Below are 18962 nucleotides of genomic sequence, written 5' to 3' on the forward strand. Positions count from 1 at the left end.
GGATGGACGGGGCGGGAACGGGCAGGCGCGATGTCGAGCCGGTGATGGTGGAGCTGGGCGAACATGAAGAGGTCGAAGCGGTTGCGGATGCCAAGCTTGCCGAAAATCGAGGTCAGGTGGTTGCGCAGCGTCTGCTCGCTGATCCCCAGCGTGTGCGCAATCCTCTTGTTCGAGGCGCCCGCCTCGCTCGCGAACGCCGCCACGATCGCGCCTTCCTTGCGCGTCAGCGCAACGATCCGCTCGGTGACGGGATCGGCAAACGCCGGCTCCGCCTGCACGAAGCTGGTCACGACGCGTCCCATCGTCTTGCGCGGCAGCCACAGCTCGCCCTCGTGAACCTTCTGGATCGCCTTGAGAATGGTCGCTGTCGGCTGCTCCTTGTACACCACGCCCCGCGCCCCATGGAAGACTGCCTCGTCGACGGCGTCCCGGTCGTGGGATGCACCGACGAAGACGATCACGTGGAGGCCCGCCGTCTTCAGCAGCCCGGGAATCAGCTGGATGCTGGAAGCCTTGCCGAGGCAGAGATCCAGCAGGACGACGTCGGGCCGGCTCTCCCGTGCCAGCTTCAGCGCATCCGCGCCGTTGTCCGCCAGGCCGGCCACCTCCATGCGCGGAAACTCGCCGCCGATCAGTTTCTCCAGCCCCCACAGGACGATCTGGTGGCTGTCGATCAGCAAAACGCGGATGGGCGGGGATGAGGGAGGGTCCACGGGAATATTTGCCGCTTCCATATCGGGATCTCTATTGGGCGCTCACCCAGAAGAGGGCCATAAAATTCCTGGCAGCCTGTTTTTTGGGAGATTTTGTCGAGGATTCACGGGATGATAAATAGTCAATTTCACACATCAGGAAGAGTGCCAATTTCCCGCTGTCCGTTCCCCGTCCCCTTCTGGAGCCGGGCCACCAGTTCGCCCCGGGAACGTACCACCAGCTTGCGAAAGATCGACTGCACCTGGTTGGCGACGGTGTTTTCGCTGGTTCCGCGCCGTTGCGCGATATCGGCATTGGTCGATCCCGCGATCAGGAGGCCGAGGACATCGCGTTCGGTCTCCGAGAGACCTGCCAGGCGTCGGGTATCGATGAGCGGCGATGCACCTATGAGGAACCGCTCCCCGGCCAGGGTGACTTCGGCGAGCTTGCGCCTTACCCCGGTGGGAGCGAAGAAGACGACAAGCTCGGCCCGGGAGCCCAGCCCGAGCTTGTCCTGGGTTCGCGCGGTGCAGTTGGTGATCGCCGTTTCGGAAAGGCCGAGGGTGTAGGCGATCTGTTTCGACGAATACCCCAGGCCGACGTATTCGGCCACCTGCCGTTCGCGCGGCGTCAGGCCCCTTGGATCGGGGTGCACGGGGTCGTTCCTTACCGCGACGACGAAACGGCGCTGGTCCGTATCGAAGTGGTCGACCATGGACCAACGGCCGCTCACCAGGCCTTCCCAGTTTCCCAGGGCCTCGTCGACGTTCTCGCGGCCGGAATGCGCGCGTGCACGCTCGATGCGCCGCACTATCTCCCGGAGGTTTTCCCTGGCGTCGACGTCCCGGGCCGGCCCCCGGGCGTCGTGCACGCTTCCGCCCGCATCGAATACGGCCTCGACGCTCGCCGAATCCAGGGAAAGCCCGGCAACCATCTGCCGCAGCCTGACGCCTGCCCCCACGTGGGCCACAATCCGGGGCCATCGCCGACGCTCCTGCTCCGTCGCTTTCGAGGTTTCCTTGAGCAGGGCCCCGATGGAAATGCCGCTGCCTGTTCCCGACAGGCAATTGATGACCAGCAGATCCCGCATTCTCCCTTTCAGCAGGCTTCTGAACATCCTGTGCATGTCGGGAAAGCGGGGAAACACGAGTTCGCTCGCCGTGGCGACGACCACGCCGGTGCGATAGGTCAGGTCGAGGGATTTTTCCGTCGCCAGCGCGTGGGACATGCGGGCGACGTAGGTCAGCGCCTTGGGCGTACCCTCGGAGAAACTGCCGAGGGCGAAAGTGGTGGGGGTGCAGCGGAAAGTCCAGCCGAGGACGTGAGTACCGCGGCCGAGAAGGGGCGCGATGCGATCGATGAGTTGACCGAGCCATTGGGAGTCGCTGCCTCCCAGGTCATACCCGGCCTCGACGACGGATATCCAGTCGCTCCCTCTTGTGCTCATTCTCGACTCGGAAACAAGCTTTATATATTTGAACTTAAATGAATATTGTTACATTTTACCCATTCGATACGTCTGTTTTCATGGTCAACAGTATAATCCATTCGGGGTAATCGACACCAATAATCCGCTTCCCTGCCTCAACGCGCGGCTCCAGAGTCAGGGCGGCCCGGACCCGTCCATTGAACGCAAAAAACCCCCTGATAGTTGTCAACCACCAGGGGCAGGCACTAGTTGTCGAAGAAAATACTACCGAACCAACGGCACTCGCCATTGGTATTCCAATGCTAGGAAGATTGGCCACCGGAATCTGTGGGAAATCCCACACCCTTGTGCGGCAGGCAACAAAAAGCCCGCATGGCGCGGGCTTTCCGGACTTCTTGAGACGTCTTTGAAATATTCAATTGGTGAAATGGCGGAGTCGTGCGCGGACTCAATCGGATGATTCTGCAAATCTTTGGAATTCGGTCTCCGTCTTGATAGCCCCATTGATGGCTACGTCAACGACTGGCCAATAGCCGTTCGTGTTGTGATCGAGAAGAACGTCAGGTACTCGGATGGTGCGTCCGCGCGGCGCGATCTTATGAACCTCGATAACTTTCGAATGGGGTCCGGGATGAAGCGTGTAGTGCTCCGGCATGCTTTTCGGCGAGAGGACGAGCTTGTTCCTGGCCAATGCGAGAACTGTTTCGCCAAGGTCGAATCCATGCACGCCTTTCGGCAATGAGCGCGGGGCTATTTCTTGCCGTAGGCGGCATCGTGATCGGGCGCGATGGCGAGCAGGCGCATGAAGTTACCATCGCGGTACGCGGTGACCCGCCGTGACGACGTGATGCGCAGCGTATAGATTGCGTCGATGCCCTTGGGTGGATCGATGCTGGTAACCTTCTCCCACTTCAGACCCTGATCCCGGTAGACCTGGTACCAAGTGATCTGACGCAGCTTCTTGAGGGTGTCGGTGACGCGGCTGCGTTCGGGTTTGTCCAGACTGAGCCAGTTCTCCTGGAAAACCGGGTTGTTCAGATCAAGCTGAACATTTCTATCGTCTGGGGCGTCCGCCATCTTCCAGCCCCTTCAGAACCGTTTCGGGATCGGATGCCTGGGCAGGGTGGCGTTGCGACCAGTCCAAGGCACGATCCAGATCCGCTCGCGCCTTGGGTTGGTGCAACCAGCGTTCGTTGTCGGGGATCACTTGGGCCGTGCGGACGAGCCACACGCCGGGTTCCCGTTCCTCGACCAGAACCTGCCGTCCGGCAAATTCCTTGCCCAGTGAAATCTGTCCATTGGCGCCAATGACCTTGACGCTGGACTTGCCGGCGAGTGTATGCATTGATCTATGCCTCGAATAAGTCATGATCATCAATAACATTGGTGCATTACTAATGCACGAAGGCACTATAGCACGTTGCTCGCTCATCAGCAAGAACTCCTCCGCACGCTATATGTCGACGAAAATGATCGGATGCAACAGGACGGTATTGAACGCGAGGAGACGATAAACCAATGAAAAAGCCCGCATGGCGCGGGCTTTCTGGACTTCTTGAGACGTCTTGAAACAACCAATTGGTGGGGCGGCGTCACTCGAATAATAGCCAAAGAACGCCATAATACAATGATTCAAGGTTTAATAAATTAATTTATACCCCTAAATATACCCCCTGATAGATTTGCTGAAGGGGAGAATCACCACTGATCCCTGCGTTTTTACGCTCACGCCTTTCCCGAGAAAACTATTCTGGTAGCCATGCCATGCCTCCCCATATGGATTGGTTTAAGGCATCGCATATGGTAGCGTGGAATCTGTTGTAATCAGATAAAGGAGAGGAGAGATGGGGCCCGAATTTCTGATCGCAGCGGCGGTCGCTTCCATGCTGGCATCGGCCGGCGGTACGGCCATGTCGATGAGCGCGCAGAACAGCATCAAGAAGAAGCAGAGCGCCGCGCGCATGGCAGAAGCCGCGCGCCAGCGCGACATCGACAAGCGCAGGGATGCCGAGATGCAGCAGGCGCTGCCCGAATTCGAGCGCGAGAAGCAGGACGAGCGGCGCACCAGCATCGCGGACTCGATCCAGCAGTACCTGCAGCCGACCGTGAACCCCGCGACCGAATACCTTGCGGGCAGCACCGCGCCGCAGGTCATCAAGGATTCGATGAACCAGCAGCTCGTCGGCGCACTGCGCAAGGGGCAGGACTATGCCAAGAACCTTGCCGGCGTCTCGGCGCTGAGCCGCCAGCGGCTGGACAACAACATCGGGCTCAATCGCCTGGGTGAGCGCGTCGGCATGCTCAACAACGAATCGGCGCGGTCTACTGGTCTGTTCGGCGGTGAGATGGATGCGTCGCACCTTGCGGGCGCAGGCGCCAATTCCGCGGCCAATCTGCTGGACGGCCTGGGCGGCATCGCCGGGGCCATTGGGTCATACCACCTGATGAGCAAGGGGCTGGGGGGAATCTCGGGCACCAAGGCCGCCAAGGGAATCGCTACCCCCATCAATATGAGTGTCGGATAGGAGACTGCCATGCCTTCGTACCCGAATCCGTACGCCTACACGAACGCCAACATTGGCGCGGGGCTGAAAAGCATCGCGGACGGCATCTTCAACGCCGGGATGATGAACGCTCGTGCACGCATCGACGACCATACCATGGCGCGCATGCAGGCGAATCAGCAGTCCCTGGATGCGGTTCGAGACGCGCAGATCGGCAAACTGGAGTCCGAGACAGATCTGAATAGACAGCGCCACGCAATGCGCTCGCCTGAGGCGTTGGATCGCTACGCACAGGATGCATCCGGCCTGCCGGCTCAGATCTACCAAGGCATCAAGGCGCTGCGGCCGCAGGACTTCGACGCCGACCTTGGCCCGTCTCCGGCCATGCGCTATTCGGACGACCAGATGTCGGCGGCACAGATTGGTGGCTTGCTGTCGCAGCATTTCGGCGCCAGCAAAGAGCCGAACCCTCAGGTTTTCGCGCAGGCGCAACGCATCCTCCAGGGGAATGCGCAGTTGCCGTGCATCCTGGCAGGCGACGTTTCTGCGGACGAGATCGGGGACGCCCTGTTCGCCATCGCCGGCAAGCCGCGATACGGCATGAGCGATGGTATCCAGTACAGTACCAACAGGCTTGGTACGACCCATACGACTCCGCTGGGAACCGCGAAAATCGGTGAGCGCCAAGCGGCTGCCGACAAACACAAAGCGGACGAGGTGCGCGCCATTGCAGCGGCGCTATTCGATGATGAGAAACGAAAGGTCGGCCCATTCGCTCCGAAGTCCGATCAGCAGAACAGTGGGCGGAAGTTTTACAGCTTGTCGAGCGGAGAAAGGGAATATTTGGACACTGAACTGGAGGCCGCCGCTGGGACGAAGCTGGAAAACATCGATTCCAATGCACGCATTGGGATCCTCAGTCGAGCGACAGACCTATCGGTTAATCCGGATTCGGAGTTCTATCGCAACCCGGTTGCAGCCCTACAGGCTGCGATTGCGGAAATGGCCCCGGCCGGATTCGAGGATTCTGCCGGCATGTTTTCGTCCGCGCGGTTCACACCGAAGAAGGCACCCGGAGCCGTGCCGGCACGGCCAGCAACAGCCGGAGGCGGACTGCCTCCCGAGGCGCGCACGAGACTCAAGGAAGGCGTGGTGACGCGGTTCGCCAACGGTCAGGCCTGGACGCTGCAGAGCGGTCAGCCAGTGCAGGTGCAGTAATGGCAGGCAAATGGTGAGCCGGTACGATAGATCCAGCCGGGCGTTCTGGGTGGCGAAGCAGGCGTTTCGGAAGCAGTAGGGAAGGGGACAACAAAAACCCGCCCCGGCGGGTTTTAGGAATGTGATGTAATAACAGCTATTTTTCGCTAAATATGTGAGGGGGTGCCACTGCCATGGCTTGCTTGATTAGATCCTCGCTAACATAAGTATCTGATCGTAAAATATCCGCCAGATTTCCAATTACACTAGTTTCATAAAATTCTGATCGCTCTGCAGACGTACTCGGTCGGTAAATATTACTGGCATCTGTGGATAGCCTAAAGTATTCCATTATATTTTCCTCCAACCTTCAAAATTTCTACGGTCGTTTACTACGCGGTTTGGATCTGGAGTTTCCTGCCCTGCAGGATTCTTGCTCAAAGTTCCTTCTGAAATATACTGATGAGAGCCCGTTTTACAGCTTTCTATGGCTGCCCTTGGTAGTCTGTAATCTACTGTCAAATGCTCTGAAGGAAAAAGATTCCATGGATCAAAGGGCTCAAGAAGCTTGAATTCATTTACGTAACTGAGATGCAGTTCTCTTAAGATGCTATAAAAACTATCAGAAGGATTTTCTATGTTTAAACCGAGTTCACGAGCCTCACGTCTATTAATTGTGTAATCATGGCTACCAGATTCAGCACATAGAAAATCTATGATTGCATCTATCTTCTTTTCATCCTTTACTTGTTTTTTCAATAGCTTCTTAGCTAAGAATCTAATTTGTGATTGTGAGCGGAATATTTCCCCAAGAACTAAAGGATGGACTTTATTTGACAGGTCTACAAGTAATTTTGTTGCACTTTCCCCATTATCTATACCTAATTCCTTTGCGGCATCAAGATAGCCTCGAACGGCCTCTACACTTACAGGCGAACGAGCTTGTGATCCAGGAATTAGTGGATTTAATGGGTGATTTATACTCGGATCTATCGGGCCCAATGCTGCTTGTTTAGTCATTATTATTTTGGTAGCGCCTAAAGAAATTAGCGTTCCGGCACTTAAAGCTTTAGATGGGATAATCACCTCCAATTCATCGCAGAACGTATGCAATAAATTTATCAGTCTCCAAGCTGCCGCAGTATTCCCTCCTAGGGTATAGAGTACTAATGAAATTCTCTTTGTGGGCCCGATGTCATCAAGGTGTTCTACAAAGATATCTATTACTTCTGGCGAAATCTGAGTTTCAAGTTGCCTTCGATCCCCGGTAATATACGAAATAACGGATGATGACCTTGCTTTCGCAATTTTATTAAGTAACCCTTTTCTTTTGTGAAAACTCGACATTTTCTAAATAATGCAATTTTCCACTTAGAAGCAAGTTCCGTGCCTGATCAATATAGATTATTTAATCAGGGATCTAGAAATTGCCTACTTTCATGTGTAAATTAACTCGACAACTATCCTATAACGGCAAACAAACAGAAAGCTTTAAGCTTAGCCGTTATTCCCTCCGCAATTTCCACGGCGGTACCGGGTCGGGATCGGCCCATAGTCCTCTATGATTTGTCATCGCCTCGGCTTCGATCTGGAGTAGGGCAGGGTTTGCTGAGTACGTTCGATAGACTTGCGTCATTCCTCGGCGCACCTGCCCAGGCCAAGAATCCCAAACGCCGTCTGATGGCATTAGCAGTGCCCACATCATGGAAGTGGTGCAATACCGCATGTCGGGTACTGAAGACTATGCAAGACCCGCGCAACGCCAGATGCACCCCCGAAACCAGCTCCGGAGTCCCCCGCTAAAACGTCCGAAACGTTTCGCGCGCGGTCCAGCCATAGAGTAGCAGAAGTAGCAGGAGAAGTAGTAACAACTCTGCGGTTAGTGCCGGCATTCGGCACCCCTCCCGAACCAGATTCGTCCCTTCCTCGATGCCGAGCAGTCGTCCGATCGGCGCTCTGGAGGCGCATCCCCCAACCTCGTCCGTTCTTCCCTCTCGCCACACCTCGGCCCGTCGGGCCCAGCACCCCCACCCCGCCACCACCCGACGCGCGCGCAAGAAATCTCATTATCCTCCCTCTCCAAAAATTCTGGATTTTCCGAAAAATTCCGGGGATAGGGATAACTCTTCAATTCATTTTGTGGATCGCTGCCTTGCGCCCTTGCGGCACCGAGGAGGCTCCTTCACTTTGCGCAGAAGATGCATCATCTTTTCGTCCCAATCGAACACTTCCATGGCAGCCTCTCCCATCTGGGCCGACAGACGCCGCCAGGTGGGCCAGCGCATCCACTTGGGCTTGCCATCCCGTCTGGTATCGTCATAGCTCGCTCGCTCATGCAATTTCCTGAGTCGCCGCCGGGCCAGGTCTACCCTTCCCTCATTCTCCGACCGGTTGCCCATATTGAGGCACTTCTTGCAGCCGTAGCCGGGTTTGCGCTCCATTCCCGATGGCAGGCGATAGAGGATCAAGCGGCGCCCTTCGCACCGCGGGCATTTGAAGTAAGGGCGTTTCCCGCCATAGTGGCACGCAACCCACTCCAGATCGACCAGAACATTGCCTGCAAGAATGAACCCATCCGTCAGCCGATACTCATGCGCGAGCTTCCGTATGTCGACTGAGGGAAAATCCTCCGCCATCAGCTTCGACCCTCGGCGGCCGAACCAGCCGCTGCCTATTCCACCCATGGCGCTATCCGGAGTAATGGATCAATCGATCGAACGGGGTTAATTTCTATTGCTGGCATGAATGGACGAGATTCTAGTCTGCCCCTCTCTTTTCCCGGCGAATCCGGAATCCCTTCCCCCTTTATAAAGGGGGGGCGGGAAGTCCGGGAAGAATTCGTTCCCGGAAAATCCCACTTCGGGAAATTTCGGGAAATTCGGGAAAGAAAAAACAGGAAAAAGGGGCAAAAAATGAAGAAAATTCCCACTTTGAAAACTGGAAAAATGAAGTTCGGGAACGATTTCGGGAAATTTCGGGAAAAAGGAAGAGGTTTATTCGTGCGTTTTATGTAACCCATATCCAGCCGTCCCGCAATTTCAAGGCACCCCGATTCACCAAACCGATAATCGCTTCCTGTCCTCGCTCCTGCGTTCGTTTTGGATCAACTGGTAGGCGGCCTATGCACGATTCGATCAGCGCATCGAACTGGATGCATGGCCGCTCTGCCGGCGCCCCCCCTTTACCGTGCTCTCTGGAATCGCGCAGCAGTTCTCCAGCGACCTCATAGACGATCTTCTGGTTTCCACCCCTCGGAATTTTCGTCCGCTTCACGACATCGGCAGCACGCTCTTCCGGTTCCACCACGCACGAGGTTACCGGATCGCCGTCTTCATCGATGCCGATCTCCACGACAGCCAGGCGGAACGGATGTGATTTGCCATCCAGGCCATCCTTCGATTTCTCCAACTCCCAAGTACGCCGGTTTTCATCGCGAGTCACCTTGATGACGGCATCGGCAGCGGCGAACAGCATGCTATGCCCGCGCATGCCACGCGCCACGTCCTTGCCGCTGTGATGGACAAGAATGACAAGGCATCGGCACTCTTCACGGATACGGGCGGCCGCAGCCAGGATTCGCCCCATATCCACGCTTGAGTTCTCGTCAGCACCCGGGGAAGCGGCACTCAGGGTATCAATGATGACCACCCCGCCGTAAATACCTGCGGATTCGATCGACTCAACCAGCATGGCAATATTCCCGGCATTGAGCAAGGAGAAGGATGCCGTGATGTATCTGACCCGGTGGCACGCATCGGCCCCATGGTACGCGCAGTATGCCTGCACCCGCTGTGGCAGGCCGTTGTGACCCTCCTGGCACACATAGAGGACGTCGCAGGATGCCACCCGGTGGCCATGCCATTCCTCAAGACCGGACAGGGCCGCGGCAAGATCCATGGTTAGGAAGGATTTTCCGGAACCCGAAGCGCCGTATACGACCGCGATGCCTTCGCGTGGCAATACGTTCTTTACTCGGTATTGGGTAGCCGGCATGCCGCGCAGATCTTCGGCGGTGAGAAGCGGATAGGCCGGTGGCCGCCGATCAGGCGGAATTGCGGCCATGGAAGCTGCTGCTCTCCAAGACATGATCAGCCTCCGGAAATCCGTCCAGGATTGAGGGTCGGCGTTGACATCCCGGCAGCCTTCACGCCATCCATCGCCGCGGGTCACTGCGCATCACCGGGAAGACGAGTATGGGCTACGGAACGAAGCACCGCTTCCATGCCATGCCGCCTGGCAAGCTCACCGTATGAGCCCATCCCCTTGGGCAGGGATGTCAACCTTATCTCTGCCGCCACATAGTCCAGCATTGCAAGTATGCCGTGTTTATGCCTCTTTGCATCATCCGCGACGCGGATGACCTCCAGGGTGAGCAGCAACCATGAATTCTCATCTCCACTGAATGAATCCGGGCAAATGATCAGGTATAGTGGTTTGAAAGACCCGTATTCCTGGGCTGCGATCATTGTCGTTGCGTACAGCGAATTGGGATCGCTGATGATCATCACGGGATCGCCTGTTGCCTGATAAATGATTGCAGCATCCTGATACGTGAAGGCGATGTATATGGTTATGGTCTCCGTGCTAACCGGATCCCCGAGGATGGTAAAGCTTCCGTGCCATGAAGCGTCGGAGGCGCATAGATTTTCCGTTCCGCTCTTCGGATCGATTGTCCGCAGGCCCACGGTCTCACCTTCCCAGTCTTTCATCGGAACGATCCACCTTCCATCGTACAGCCGAGCGTCGTAGGGCTTGACGCCAAGCTTCCGTACAGAAGGATGGTCGGGCGGCACAGGAGGGGCCGAATCGTAGATATTCCTGAAGCTAGCCATGATGGCTTGCTCTTTCTCCTCCGCCGCCGCTGCCTGGATTCCCAGTTCCCTATTCTTTGCGTCGTTGGCATCGTAAAGGGCCTGTGCTGCTGCCGGGTCGGTCTTCTGGAGCCTCCGGTATTCCGAGTGTTCGGCCAGGTTCCAGAAGACGGGATACGCCTCTTGTGGCTGGGCGGCCCTCATTGCGCACTTCCATCAGATGAAAGACGCTCGACCAACTCCCGAATATCCTGCGCTCGCCAAGCAGTAGTGCGCGGCCCAATCTTTACAGGCTTCGGAAATTTCTGAGATCGCACGCCGGCCCACCATGCGGATTTTGATATGGGGATTATGGCCGGGATTGGCGGGACTGTCTTAGGATCGCCTACGATCTGTTTTAGACGTAAGAATCCGTTTTTTTCTTGAAGATGCATGTCGCTGCCTCCTATAGCATGTGTTGGACACGGAGACAGAATAGACCCTTATGAATGTAACGTCGCAACAGGAACTATTCAGTTAGTGTTGCGAGATATAGAAGCTATTCGCGATTTCTCGATATGCAATCTTTCTCCAAAAATTCTACTACCTTCGCTATATAGTGATATTTTTTATATGCTGCCCCCACGGTATTTACATGAGCCCCAAGACGTTCACCGACTTCCTTTTTAGCTTTTGCTTCCGCTCTTTTTCGCTCAAGCCTAGTTTCAGTGGCATACTTAGCTAGCTGTTTCCCCATCTCTTGTGCCATTGAGATATGGCGTTCATACGTTCTCTGCTCGATAGGACGTTTAGCCTCACGGAATACGCCGAAGGCGGCCAGCATGGCCTTCTTATCATTCAGAAGATACTCAACCGGTTTTTTAAGGGACGCAAGTGCAAGGCGACCAATCGATGTCTCCTTTTCGATATCGATTCCAGAAATAACCCGTCTGACAAATTCTAGTTGCCGGATCATGGCGGCGTCATCCCCATTATCTGCGTCTGAGCATGTCTTCCTAAAACCGTACCGAATGCTATTTGGGTGATTCTGGTCAATTCCTATCGCCCCGACGTCGGGATGATCTTCCTCCGGCACTATCTCATCTTCGTCCATTTTCAGACCTTCTATATCCCTTGCTGCCTTGACCTTCCCTGCCGGACTCTTACACTGGCTTCTCCCTGCCTTGCGCGGCGTCGGAAGCGCGGCCGTGACGCGTGCGCAGCTCCTGCACCACCTGCAGCATCCATCAGGTCCTGCAGCAGCATCCATGCTCCTAGACTGGCCCGACCCCGGGCACGCTGAGCCCTGTGCGCCGGCAGCGGATTGAGTGGAGCACCGCCGATAACCCTCCTGGAGTCCACAGCGTCGCATCGATTCTTGCGAGGGCAGGGTGGCGGCGCCTTCCGGTGCAGCTCGAGCAGCGACGGATCGATGCGCACCGCCTCGCCGGTATCGGTGTATGTGAGGTCGATTCGTGGCCGCGGATCAGTACGTGATGCCGGCCAGGATCGGCCCACCTTCGCGATACGGCCGCTCGGGGTAACGACCAGGTCACCTGGACTGTAATTCTGCTGTATCATCGCGGCATGAACAGATCAGCGCCCATCATTCTGGCATCCCTCATGCTGTGCTCCTGCGCCGCGCCGATGACGAAGGAAGGCGCGATGGTGCGACAGGTGGCGCCCGAGGTCATCCTGGATTTTCTGCATCATGGTTGAGCATGATGCCATAAATTCCCGAAATGCAAATGACCCCAGGCTTACGCCCTGAAAACACTACGATCGTCAGGCGATCAAGTCCGCTTGCTCTTCTCGTTGCGCTCGACCATGGCGAGTTCCTTGGCCATGTCGAGGGTGATGGCGTATTCGAGGGAAGGACGCCCCCCGTGGGGTTTTTCGGCATTTGCCGAATAACTCACATAGTCCTCGTTTTCCGTGAATCCATACTGCTGGATTCTTTCCTTGATCCAGGTGACGAACTTGTCGCCGGTCTCCAGGAACGCATGCAGGTCGCGGGCGTTGACAGTCTAAACCTGCCCACCGCCGACGGCGCGCTCCTGTACCTTGATGAGTTCGTTCATGCCGCCACCTCTTTTTCCCCGAACTCCAAAATATCAAGTTCGAAATTAACGACCCGATCCCTAGCCTCCCTCATCGCTGCGTGCTCGAATACTTCAATGCGCTTTGCAGCCATGTATACAAGCTCGTCAACGTGAGCCAAGAAACCAACCACATACCTACTGGTGTATTTCATCTTCGGCCCCTGCTTCTGAAGCATATCTTGGACGATTGAAAGCAGAACGCTATAGCCCACGCTATCGGGGTTGTCCTTCAAAAATTGGGCATAGTGCGCGGCGTATCTGCGGCCTATGAGCGTCTCTTCAAAGGAATCGTCGCATCCATCAGGGGGAACGTGCCAATGATCAACATGTTGCTCCCCGCCCTTGTTGTCGAACAGGACAAACGGCAACTCGATAGACATGTCGTCCCCTTTATTTCCGGGACGGTAGGTACGCGGGGCAGTGGATTTGTACGCGGGCGCGGACGCGCCGCCAAGTGCAAGTGTAGAATCAGCCTTAGCCATGATGCTTACCTCCTAGAAAGGTTGCGTTGTGGTCAGGGGTGTCAAGTGCGTCAACACTTTTCACCCCGCATATACCTGAAGTCCGTCAGGCCACGGTATTGCCCCTCAATGGCAGGATGCTTGCCCCGCGGGCCAGCCCTTCCAAGTAATCCGCCCAGGCTTGCATCATCTTCCGACGCTCCCCCAGGTGCTCGGCATAGTTGTACGCCGCCCGCACCGAATCCCGCTCGGCATGGGCGAGCTGCCGCTCGATGGCATCCCGATTCCATCCCTGCTCATTGAGCAGCGTGCTGGCCATGCTCCGGAAGCCGTGGCCGGTCAGTTCACCTGTGCCGTACCCCAGCCGCCGTAGCGCCGCATTTACGGTGTTTTCCGACATCGGCCGGGAGGGTGTCCGCACACCGGGGAAAACGTACTTCCCCTGCCCGGTAAGTGGCTGCAGATCGCGCAGGATCGCTACCGCCTGAGTACAGAGGGGCACGATGTGTACGGCACGCATCTTCATCTTTTCGCCCGGGATCCTCCATTCCGCCGTGTCCAGATCGATCTCGCTCCACTCGGCATGGCGCAGCTCACCAGGCCGTACAAAAAGCAGAGGGGCGAGCTGGAGGGCGCACCGCGTAACAAAGGAGCCCCGATAGTCATCCAAGGCGCGCAGTAGCCCCCCAATCATTCCCGGATCGGTAATGCTGGCATGATGCTTTTCCCTTGCCGGCGGCAGCGCTCCCCGCAGGTCGCCGGAAGGATCACGTTCGGCCCGGCCGGTGGCGACGGCGTAGCGGAATACCTGGCCGCAATTCTGGAGGGCACGGTGCGCCGTTTCGAGTGCGCCCCGCTCCTCGATGCGGCGGAGGGTTGCCAGGAGTGCCGGGGCCGTAATTTCGCTGATGGGCCGGCTGCCTATCCACGGGAAGATATCCCGCTCCAGGCGGCGAATGATCTTGTCGCCGTGGCTTTTCACCCAACCAGGGGAATACTTGGCGTACCACTCCCGGGCTACAGCCTCGAAGCTGTTGCTAGCGGCTTCCTTGCCTGCTCGCTTCGTCTCCTGCTTGAGCAGACAGGGATCGACCCCATTTGCCACGTGCTTGCGTGCGACGTCGCGACGATCCCTCGCCTGGGCCAGAGACACGTCCGGATATACCCCCAAGGCAAGCAGCTTCTCCTTTCCGTTGAATCGATACTTGAAGCGCCAGTATTTCGATCCATTGGGATGCAACAACAGGAACAGCCCTTTCTCATCCGCCAATTTGCGCGGCTTAGCCTCAGGCTTTGAACTGCGGACGGAGAGATCGGTCAGGGGCATGCTTGGGGGTACAGGTCTTTGGGGGTACAGCACATACCCCGTAATGTACCCCCATAAATGATTGGATGCAATAGGATGGTATTGGACACAAGGAGACGATAACCCAATGAAAAAGCCCGCATGGCGCGGGCTTTCTGGACTTCTTGAGACGTCTTGAAACAACCAATTGGTGGAGGCGGCGGGAATTGAACCCGCGTCCGCAAGTCCTCTACAGGCAGTTCTACATACTTAGCCAGGTTGTTTGATTTGACCCGGCATCCGCCAACCGGCAGGCTGATGACGAGCGAGCCACCTATCGTTTAACGTCCGGCAAAGTAGCCCTGCCGGGCGCGATCCTCGTTAATGGCTCCGCCGCCTGTCGCCAGGCCCGGCGTTGAGGCCCACCGGTGCGGAGTCCAGCCGGATTTAAGCGGCTAGAGCGTAGCTTTCGTCGTTTGCGACTATGGTTTTCCAGATGGATTTACGAGGTCACTGGTCCTCGGTATGCCCTGCGCTGCTTTGCAACCCACGTCGAAGCCAGGTCGCCCCCGGCGTTCGGTATTGCTTTTGTTTAGAGCCTATTCCATTCCCAGAGTTCCGCAGCCTTCTCCGGGGGGACACTATACCAGAAGCCGGGACATGTTTTCATGAAGCAGCGTCGCGACAGCCCGATCAGAGATGCGCCAGCAGTTCCCCGGGATGATCGATGAGGCGGCGGGCGCCCCACGTCTCGGGCGGGGCGGTGTTGCCAAGATACCCGTAGCGGGCGATCACCGGCTCCATCCCGGCCGCCAGGCTGGCCTGCACGTCGCGGAGGTCGTCGCCCACATAGAGGCAGTCCGCGGGCGCCACCGCCATCCTTCGGCTTGCCGTCAACAACGGTTCCGGGTGCGGCTTGGAATGGACCGTGTCGCCCCCGCTGACGATGCATGCGACACGCATATCCAGCCCCAGCACCCGCAGCAGTGGCAGGGCGAAACGCGCAGGCTTGTTGGTGACGATGCCCCACGGCAACCCGCGGGCATCGAGTCCGTCGAGCAGTTCCGCCACGCCGGGAAACAGGCAGGTCTGGTCGTACAGGTGCTCGGCGTAGAAATCCAGGAACTCGCTGCGCATGGCAGCATAGCCCGCGTCGCCCGGCGTCAGGCCGAATCCAAGGGCGATCAGGCCGCGAGCGCCTTCCGATGCCGTGGCCCGGATCAGCGCAGGCGCCAGCGGGGCCAGGCCGCGGTGGGCGCGCTGCCGGTTGAGCGCGCCGCCGAGATCGGGAGCGGTATCGGCGAGCGTGCCATCGAAGTCGAAAAGAACAGCCTTGGTCACGGGCATGGCCGTCGGGATGCGCGCGGCGGCCGGCGTGTCAGGCGCGGCACGCCATGATGTAGTTCACGTCGGTATCGGAGCCCAGCGCGTAGACCTTGGTGAAGGGGTTGTAGCTCATGCCGACGATGTCGTGCACCTCGAGGCCGGCATCGCGCACCATGCGGGCAAGCTCGGACGGCTTGATGAATTTCTCATAGTCGTGCGTGCCGCGCGGCAGGAGGTTCAGCAGGTACTCCGCGCCGACCACGGCGAAGAGGTAGGCTTTCGGGTTGCGGTTGATGGTCGAGAAGAAGACCCAACCGCCGGGCGTGACGAGCCCGGCACAGGCGCGCACGGTGCTCGCCGGGCTGGGCACGTGCTCAAGCATCTCCATGCAGGTGACGATGTCATAGCGATGCGGCTGTTCACGGGCGAGGTCCTCCACGGCCACCTTGCGATACTCCACTTTCCGCCCGGTTTCCAGCAGGTGCAGCTTCGCCACCTTCAGGGGCTTGTCGCCCAGGTCGATGCCCGTGACCTGCGCCCCGCACCCTGCCATGCTTTCCGAAAGGATGCCGCCGCCGCAGCCCACGTCCAGCACCGTCCTGCCCTCCAGGCCGGCGAGCCGGTCGATGTAGCCCAGCCGCAACGGGTTGATCTCGTGCAGCGGCTTGAATTCGCTGTTGGGGTCCCACCAGCGGTGAGCCAGCTGGCTGAATTTCTCCAGTTCCAGCGGATCGGCATTGACGTTTCGGTCCCCCGCTTCCCTAATCATCCTTTCCTCCGCTCGCCAGGCGCGCACGCCAGAATGCCGCCCTGGCGAGCAATTCCCGCTCGTCCAGGGCGGTCAGCTTCCCGTCATCCAGCAGCATTTTACCATTTACCCATACATGGCTCACGTGCTCGCGTCCCGCGGCGTATACCAGGTGGGATATCGGGTCGTAGCAGGGCGCGAGCTCGAGGCCGGAGAAATCCACTGCGACGATATCCGCCGCCTTGCCCGCGACAAGGGAGCCGATGTCCGCATCCAGGCCCAGTGCCCGGGCGCCGTTGAGGGTCGCCATCTGCAGCGCCTGGCTCGCAGGCAGGGCAGATGCTTTGCCGCTGCGACCCTTCGCCAGCAACGCGGCCAGGCGCATCTCCGCGAACAGGTCGAGCCGGTTGTTGCTGGCGGCCCCGTCCGTTCCCAGGCCGACGTTGACCCCCTCCTCCAGCAGCGCGGCGACCGGCGCGAACCCGCTGGCGAGCTTGAGGTTGGAGGTCGGGCAATGCGCCACGGAGCACCCCTGGCGCGCCGCCAGCGCGATCTCCTCCGCCTCGAGGTGGACCATGTGCACCGCGATCAGACCGGGGCTCAGCAGGCCCAGTCCGTGCAGACGCTTCATCGGGCGCAGGCCCGTCGTCCTGAGGCTCTCCGCGATCTCCTCCGCGGTCTCGTGCAGGTGCAGGTGGATGGGCAGGCCGAGCTGCTCGGCGTAGGTCAGGATACGGGTGAAGACCCGGTCGCCGACGGTATAGGGCGCATGGGGCGCGAAACAGAAGGACAGCAGCGGATGGTGCCTGTAGTCGTCCCGAAGTGCGAGGCCCTTGGTCAGATAGTCCTCGGGATCGCTGGCATAGGCACTGGGAAGATCGATGGCGAGCATGCCCACGGCGGCGCGCAGGCCGGAAGCCAGGATTCCGCGCACCGCCGCCTCCGGAAAGAAGTACATGTCGTTGAAGCAGGTGATGCCGCCGCGCAGCATCTCCGCGCAGGCCAGGCGCGTGCCGTCGAAGACGAACCCCGCATCGACATGCCGCGCCTCGACAGGCCAGACGTGCCCGCGCAGCCACTCCATGAGCGGCAGGTCATCGGACATTCCCCGCATCAGCGACATCGCCGCATGGGTGTGGAGGTTGACGAGGCCGGGGATCAACGCATGACGATCGAGAGCCACGCGCTCGCGCGGAGCGTACCGCAAGCATGCCTCGGCGGTCGGCAGCACTGCCCGGATCCTCCCGCCGTCGATCGCAAGCGCATGATCGTGCAGCACAGCACCCGGAGGCTCCACCGGGATCACCCAACGCGCCTCGAGCAGGGTATCGACAGCTTCAGGAGTCATGGATGAAAGCGTTCGCCTGATCGAACCATCACGACCAGGATCAGCGAAAAAAAACCCTGCGCGACGGCAGGGTTTTTTCTTGTTGCGTGCTTTCGATTACCGTACCGTCGTGGTTTCCCGCGTGCCGGCCACTTCCACTTCCACCCTGCGGTCGGGCTGCAGGCATTCGATCAGCGCCTTGGTAGCACGGGTGCCCTTGCAGGTATCGCCGGTGACGGGATTGGCTTCGCCCTTGCCGTCGGTGAAGATCTTGTCGGCAGAAATACCCTTCTCCTTCACCAGATAGGCCTTGACGGCTTCGGCACGGCGCAGGGAGAGCTTCTTGTTGTACTCGTCGGAGCCTATGCGGTCGGCGTAGCCGATGGCGACGATGGTGTCGTACTTGATGCCTTCCAGCTTGCCTACGAGGTCATCCAGGGCCTGCTTGCCGCCGGGCTTCAGCACGGCCTTGTCGAAGTCGAACAATTCGTCTGCCGAGAGGGATACCTTCTCCGGCTCCGTCACGGGTGCCGGAACAGGTGCGGGCGCCGGAGCGGGTGCTTCAGCCTTTTTCTCGGCCTTCGGGAACAAATCGGGATCGCACTCATAGATTGCCAAGGCGGGGGTCCAGTAGCCCGTACGCCAACAATCGCCGGAGGAATCCCTGGCCACCGAGCCACGGCCGTCACTTGCGTAAGCCTCGGGCTGTTCCTGCGCCATCGCCGTTCCCGTGAACAGCATCGGCAGAACAACCGCGCCCAGCAAGAGTTTTTTCGCTACCATATTTTCCATGCTATCGCCCCTTTTTCAGAAAAACTTCCATTCAAAATCAAACTGCCCCTGTTCATGAAAGCAAAAAGCCATCGACTTGACAATGGCACATCGTCGCACACGCACCGTACACCGTTTAATTATCTAGTTATATATCGGCCCTTGTCAAATCATGTTGTTGCAGACGGCATGAATATCCGAACATCCCGGTGGCCTCACCCTCGCCGGCATGCTAAAATCATCCGTTTATGCGCGGTTTGCGTCTTCGAGCCGCATCTCTCCGTGCCCAAGATTGTGTCCAGGGCGGGGTTCACATTGTAACCAACTGT

Annotated in this window: 19 protein-coding genes, 1 other RNA gene and 1 pseudogene; 3 read left to right on the forward strand and 18 right to left on the reverse strand. The window is 58.2% G+C overall.

Annotated elements, in window-relative coordinates; genetic code table 11:
• The 4 genes from BT108_RS04175 to BT108_RS04195 form a co-directional block, all read right to left on the reverse strand.
• Positions 1–713, reverse strand: a 713-nt coding sequence (locus BT108_RS04175) for a response regulator (RefSeq protein WP_177257255.1), incomplete at its 3' end; no start/stop codon positions are given.
• A 128-nt stretch (positions 714–841) separates the two neighbouring features.
• Positions 842–2140 carry a helix-turn-helix transcriptional regulator gene (locus BT108_RS04180; protein WP_072293300.1) on the reverse strand — a complete coding sequence of 433 codons (1299 nt, stop codon included), beginning with the start codon at positions 2138–2140 and terminating at the stop codon, positions 842–844.
• A gap of 732 nt (positions 2141–2872) precedes the next feature.
• Entirely contained in the window at positions 2873–3199 is a 327-nt protein-coding gene (locus BT108_RS04190) for a hypothetical protein (protein WP_072293302.1), read from the reverse strand.
• Positions 3177–3467 (reverse strand): hypothetical protein, encoded by a 291-nt coding sequence (locus tag BT108_RS04195; RefSeq protein ID WP_072293303.1) that lies wholly within the window; start codon positions 3465–3467, stop codon positions 3177–3179. The genes BT108_RS04190 and BT108_RS04195 overlap by 23 nt, the downstream gene beginning before the upstream one ends.
• A gap of 499 nt (positions 3468–3966) precedes the next feature.
• Between BT108_RS04195 and BT108_RS04200 the strand changes: the two genes are divergently transcribed.
• Both BT108_RS04200 and BT108_RS04205 read left to right on the forward strand, forming a co-directional pair.
• Positions 3967–4647: a hypothetical protein gene (locus BT108_RS04200; RefSeq protein WP_072293304.1), complete on the forward strand. Its 681-nt coding sequence runs from the start codon at positions 3967–3969 to the stop codon at positions 4645–4647.
• Between the two features lie 9 nt (positions 4648–4656).
• Positions 4657–5844: a hypothetical protein gene (locus BT108_RS04205; RefSeq protein ID WP_072293305.1), complete on the forward strand. Its 1188-nt coding sequence runs from the start codon at positions 4657–4659 to the stop codon at positions 5842–5844.
• A 330-nt stretch (positions 5845–6174) separates the two neighbouring features.
• Here the strand turns inward: BT108_RS04205 and BT108_RS04210 are convergent, their stop codons facing one another.
• From BT108_RS04210 to BT108_RS04240, 6 genes are all read right to left on the reverse strand, one after another.
• Positions 6175–7170 (reverse strand): SDH family Clp fold serine proteinase, encoded by a 996-nt coding sequence (locus BT108_RS04210; RefSeq protein ID WP_072293306.1) that lies wholly within the window; start codon positions 7168–7170, stop codon positions 6175–6177.
• Between the two features lie 785 nt (positions 7171–7955).
• Positions 7956–8507 carry a hypothetical protein gene (locus tag BT108_RS04220; RefSeq protein WP_072293308.1) on the reverse strand — a complete coding sequence of 184 codons (552 nt, stop codon included), beginning with the start codon at positions 8505–8507 and terminating at the stop codon, positions 7956–7958.
• Positions 8508–8829: 322 nt separating this feature from the next.
• Complete coding sequence (locus BT108_RS04225; protein ID WP_072293309.1) at positions 8830–9885, reverse strand: AAA family ATPase; 1056 nt, start codon at positions 9883–9885, stop codon at positions 8830–8832.
• A 104-nt stretch (positions 9886–9989) separates the two neighbouring features.
• Positions 9990–10838: a hypothetical protein gene (locus BT108_RS04230; protein WP_072293310.1), complete on the reverse strand. Its 849-nt coding sequence runs from the start codon at positions 10836–10838 to the stop codon at positions 9990–9992.
• The gene (locus BT108_RS04235; RefSeq protein ID WP_072293311.1) at positions 10835–11068 is read right to left on the reverse strand and encodes a helix-turn-helix transcriptional regulator; all 234 of its coding nucleotides are present in this window, start codon (positions 11066–11068) and stop codon (positions 10835–10837) included. Before BT108_RS04235 ends, BT108_RS04230 begins: the two co-directional genes overlap by 4 nt.
• A gap of 104 nt (positions 11069–11172) precedes the next feature.
• Positions 11173–11883 carry a hypothetical protein gene (locus tag BT108_RS04240; protein WP_143142393.1) on the reverse strand — a complete coding sequence of 237 codons (711 nt, stop codon included), beginning with the start codon at positions 11881–11883 and terminating at the stop codon, positions 11173–11175.
• 317 nt (positions 11884–12200) lie between these two features.
• Between BT108_RS04240 and BT108_RS14115 the strand changes: the two genes are divergently transcribed.
• Positions 12201–12332 (forward strand): hypothetical protein, encoded by a 132-nt coding sequence (locus BT108_RS14115; RefSeq protein ID WP_255369611.1) that lies wholly within the window; start codon positions 12201–12203, stop codon positions 12330–12332.
• A gap of 74 nt (positions 12333–12406) precedes the next feature.
• On the opposite strand, the pseudogene BT108_RS04245 reads toward BT108_RS14115, so the two are convergent.
• The 8 genes and pseudogenes from BT108_RS04245 to BT108_RS04280 form a co-directional block, all read right to left on the reverse strand.
• Positions 12407–12625, reverse strand: a pseudogene (locus tag BT108_RS04245) (antA/AntB antirepressor family protein); the annotation flags it as partial.
• Between the two features lie 65 nt (positions 12626–12690).
• On the reverse strand, positions 12691–13197 hold the full coding sequence (locus BT108_RS04250) for a hypothetical protein (RefSeq protein ID WP_143142394.1): 507 nt from the start codon (positions 13195–13197) through the stop codon (positions 12691–12693).
• Positions 13198–13282: 85 nt separating this feature from the next.
• The gene (locus BT108_RS04255) at positions 13283–14503 is read right to left on the reverse strand and encodes a tyrosine-type recombinase/integrase (RefSeq protein WP_072293314.1); all 1221 of its coding nucleotides are present in this window, start codon (positions 14501–14503) and stop codon (positions 13283–13285) included.
• A 167-nt stretch (positions 14504–14670) separates the two neighbouring features.
• Positions 14671–15032: a transfer-messenger RNA gene (gene ssrA, locus BT108_RS04260) on the reverse strand.
• Positions 15033–15154: 122 nt separating this feature from the next.
• Entirely contained in the window at positions 15155–15802 is a 648-nt protein-coding gene (locus BT108_RS04265; RefSeq protein ID WP_218184815.1) for an HAD family hydrolase, read from the reverse strand.
• A 37-nt stretch (positions 15803–15839) separates the two neighbouring features.
• Positions 15840–16556 carry a bifunctional 2-polyprenyl-6-hydroxyphenol methylase/3-demethylubiquinol 3-O-methyltransferase UbiG gene (gene ubiG / locus BT108_RS04270; protein WP_072293316.1) on the reverse strand — a complete coding sequence of 239 codons (717 nt, stop codon included), beginning with the start codon at positions 16554–16556 and terminating at the stop codon, positions 15840–15842.
• Entirely contained in the window at positions 16549–17883 is a 1335-nt protein-coding gene (locus BT108_RS04275) for a TRZ/ATZ family hydrolase (RefSeq protein WP_072293317.1), read from the reverse strand. The genes ubiG and BT108_RS04275 overlap by 8 nt, the downstream gene beginning before the upstream one ends.
• 96 nt (positions 17884–17979) lie before the next feature.
• Positions 17980–18654, reverse strand: coding sequence for an OmpA family protein (locus tag BT108_RS04280; RefSeq protein ID WP_072293318.1), 675 nt, complete (start codon positions 18652–18654; stop codon positions 17980–17982).
• Between the last annotated feature and the right edge of the window lie 308 nt (positions 18655–18962).

This window comes from Nitrosovibrio sp. Nv17 (assembly GCF_900119085.1).
Lineage (GTDB): Bacteria > Pseudomonadota > Gammaproteobacteria > Burkholderiales > Nitrosomonadaceae > Nitrosospira.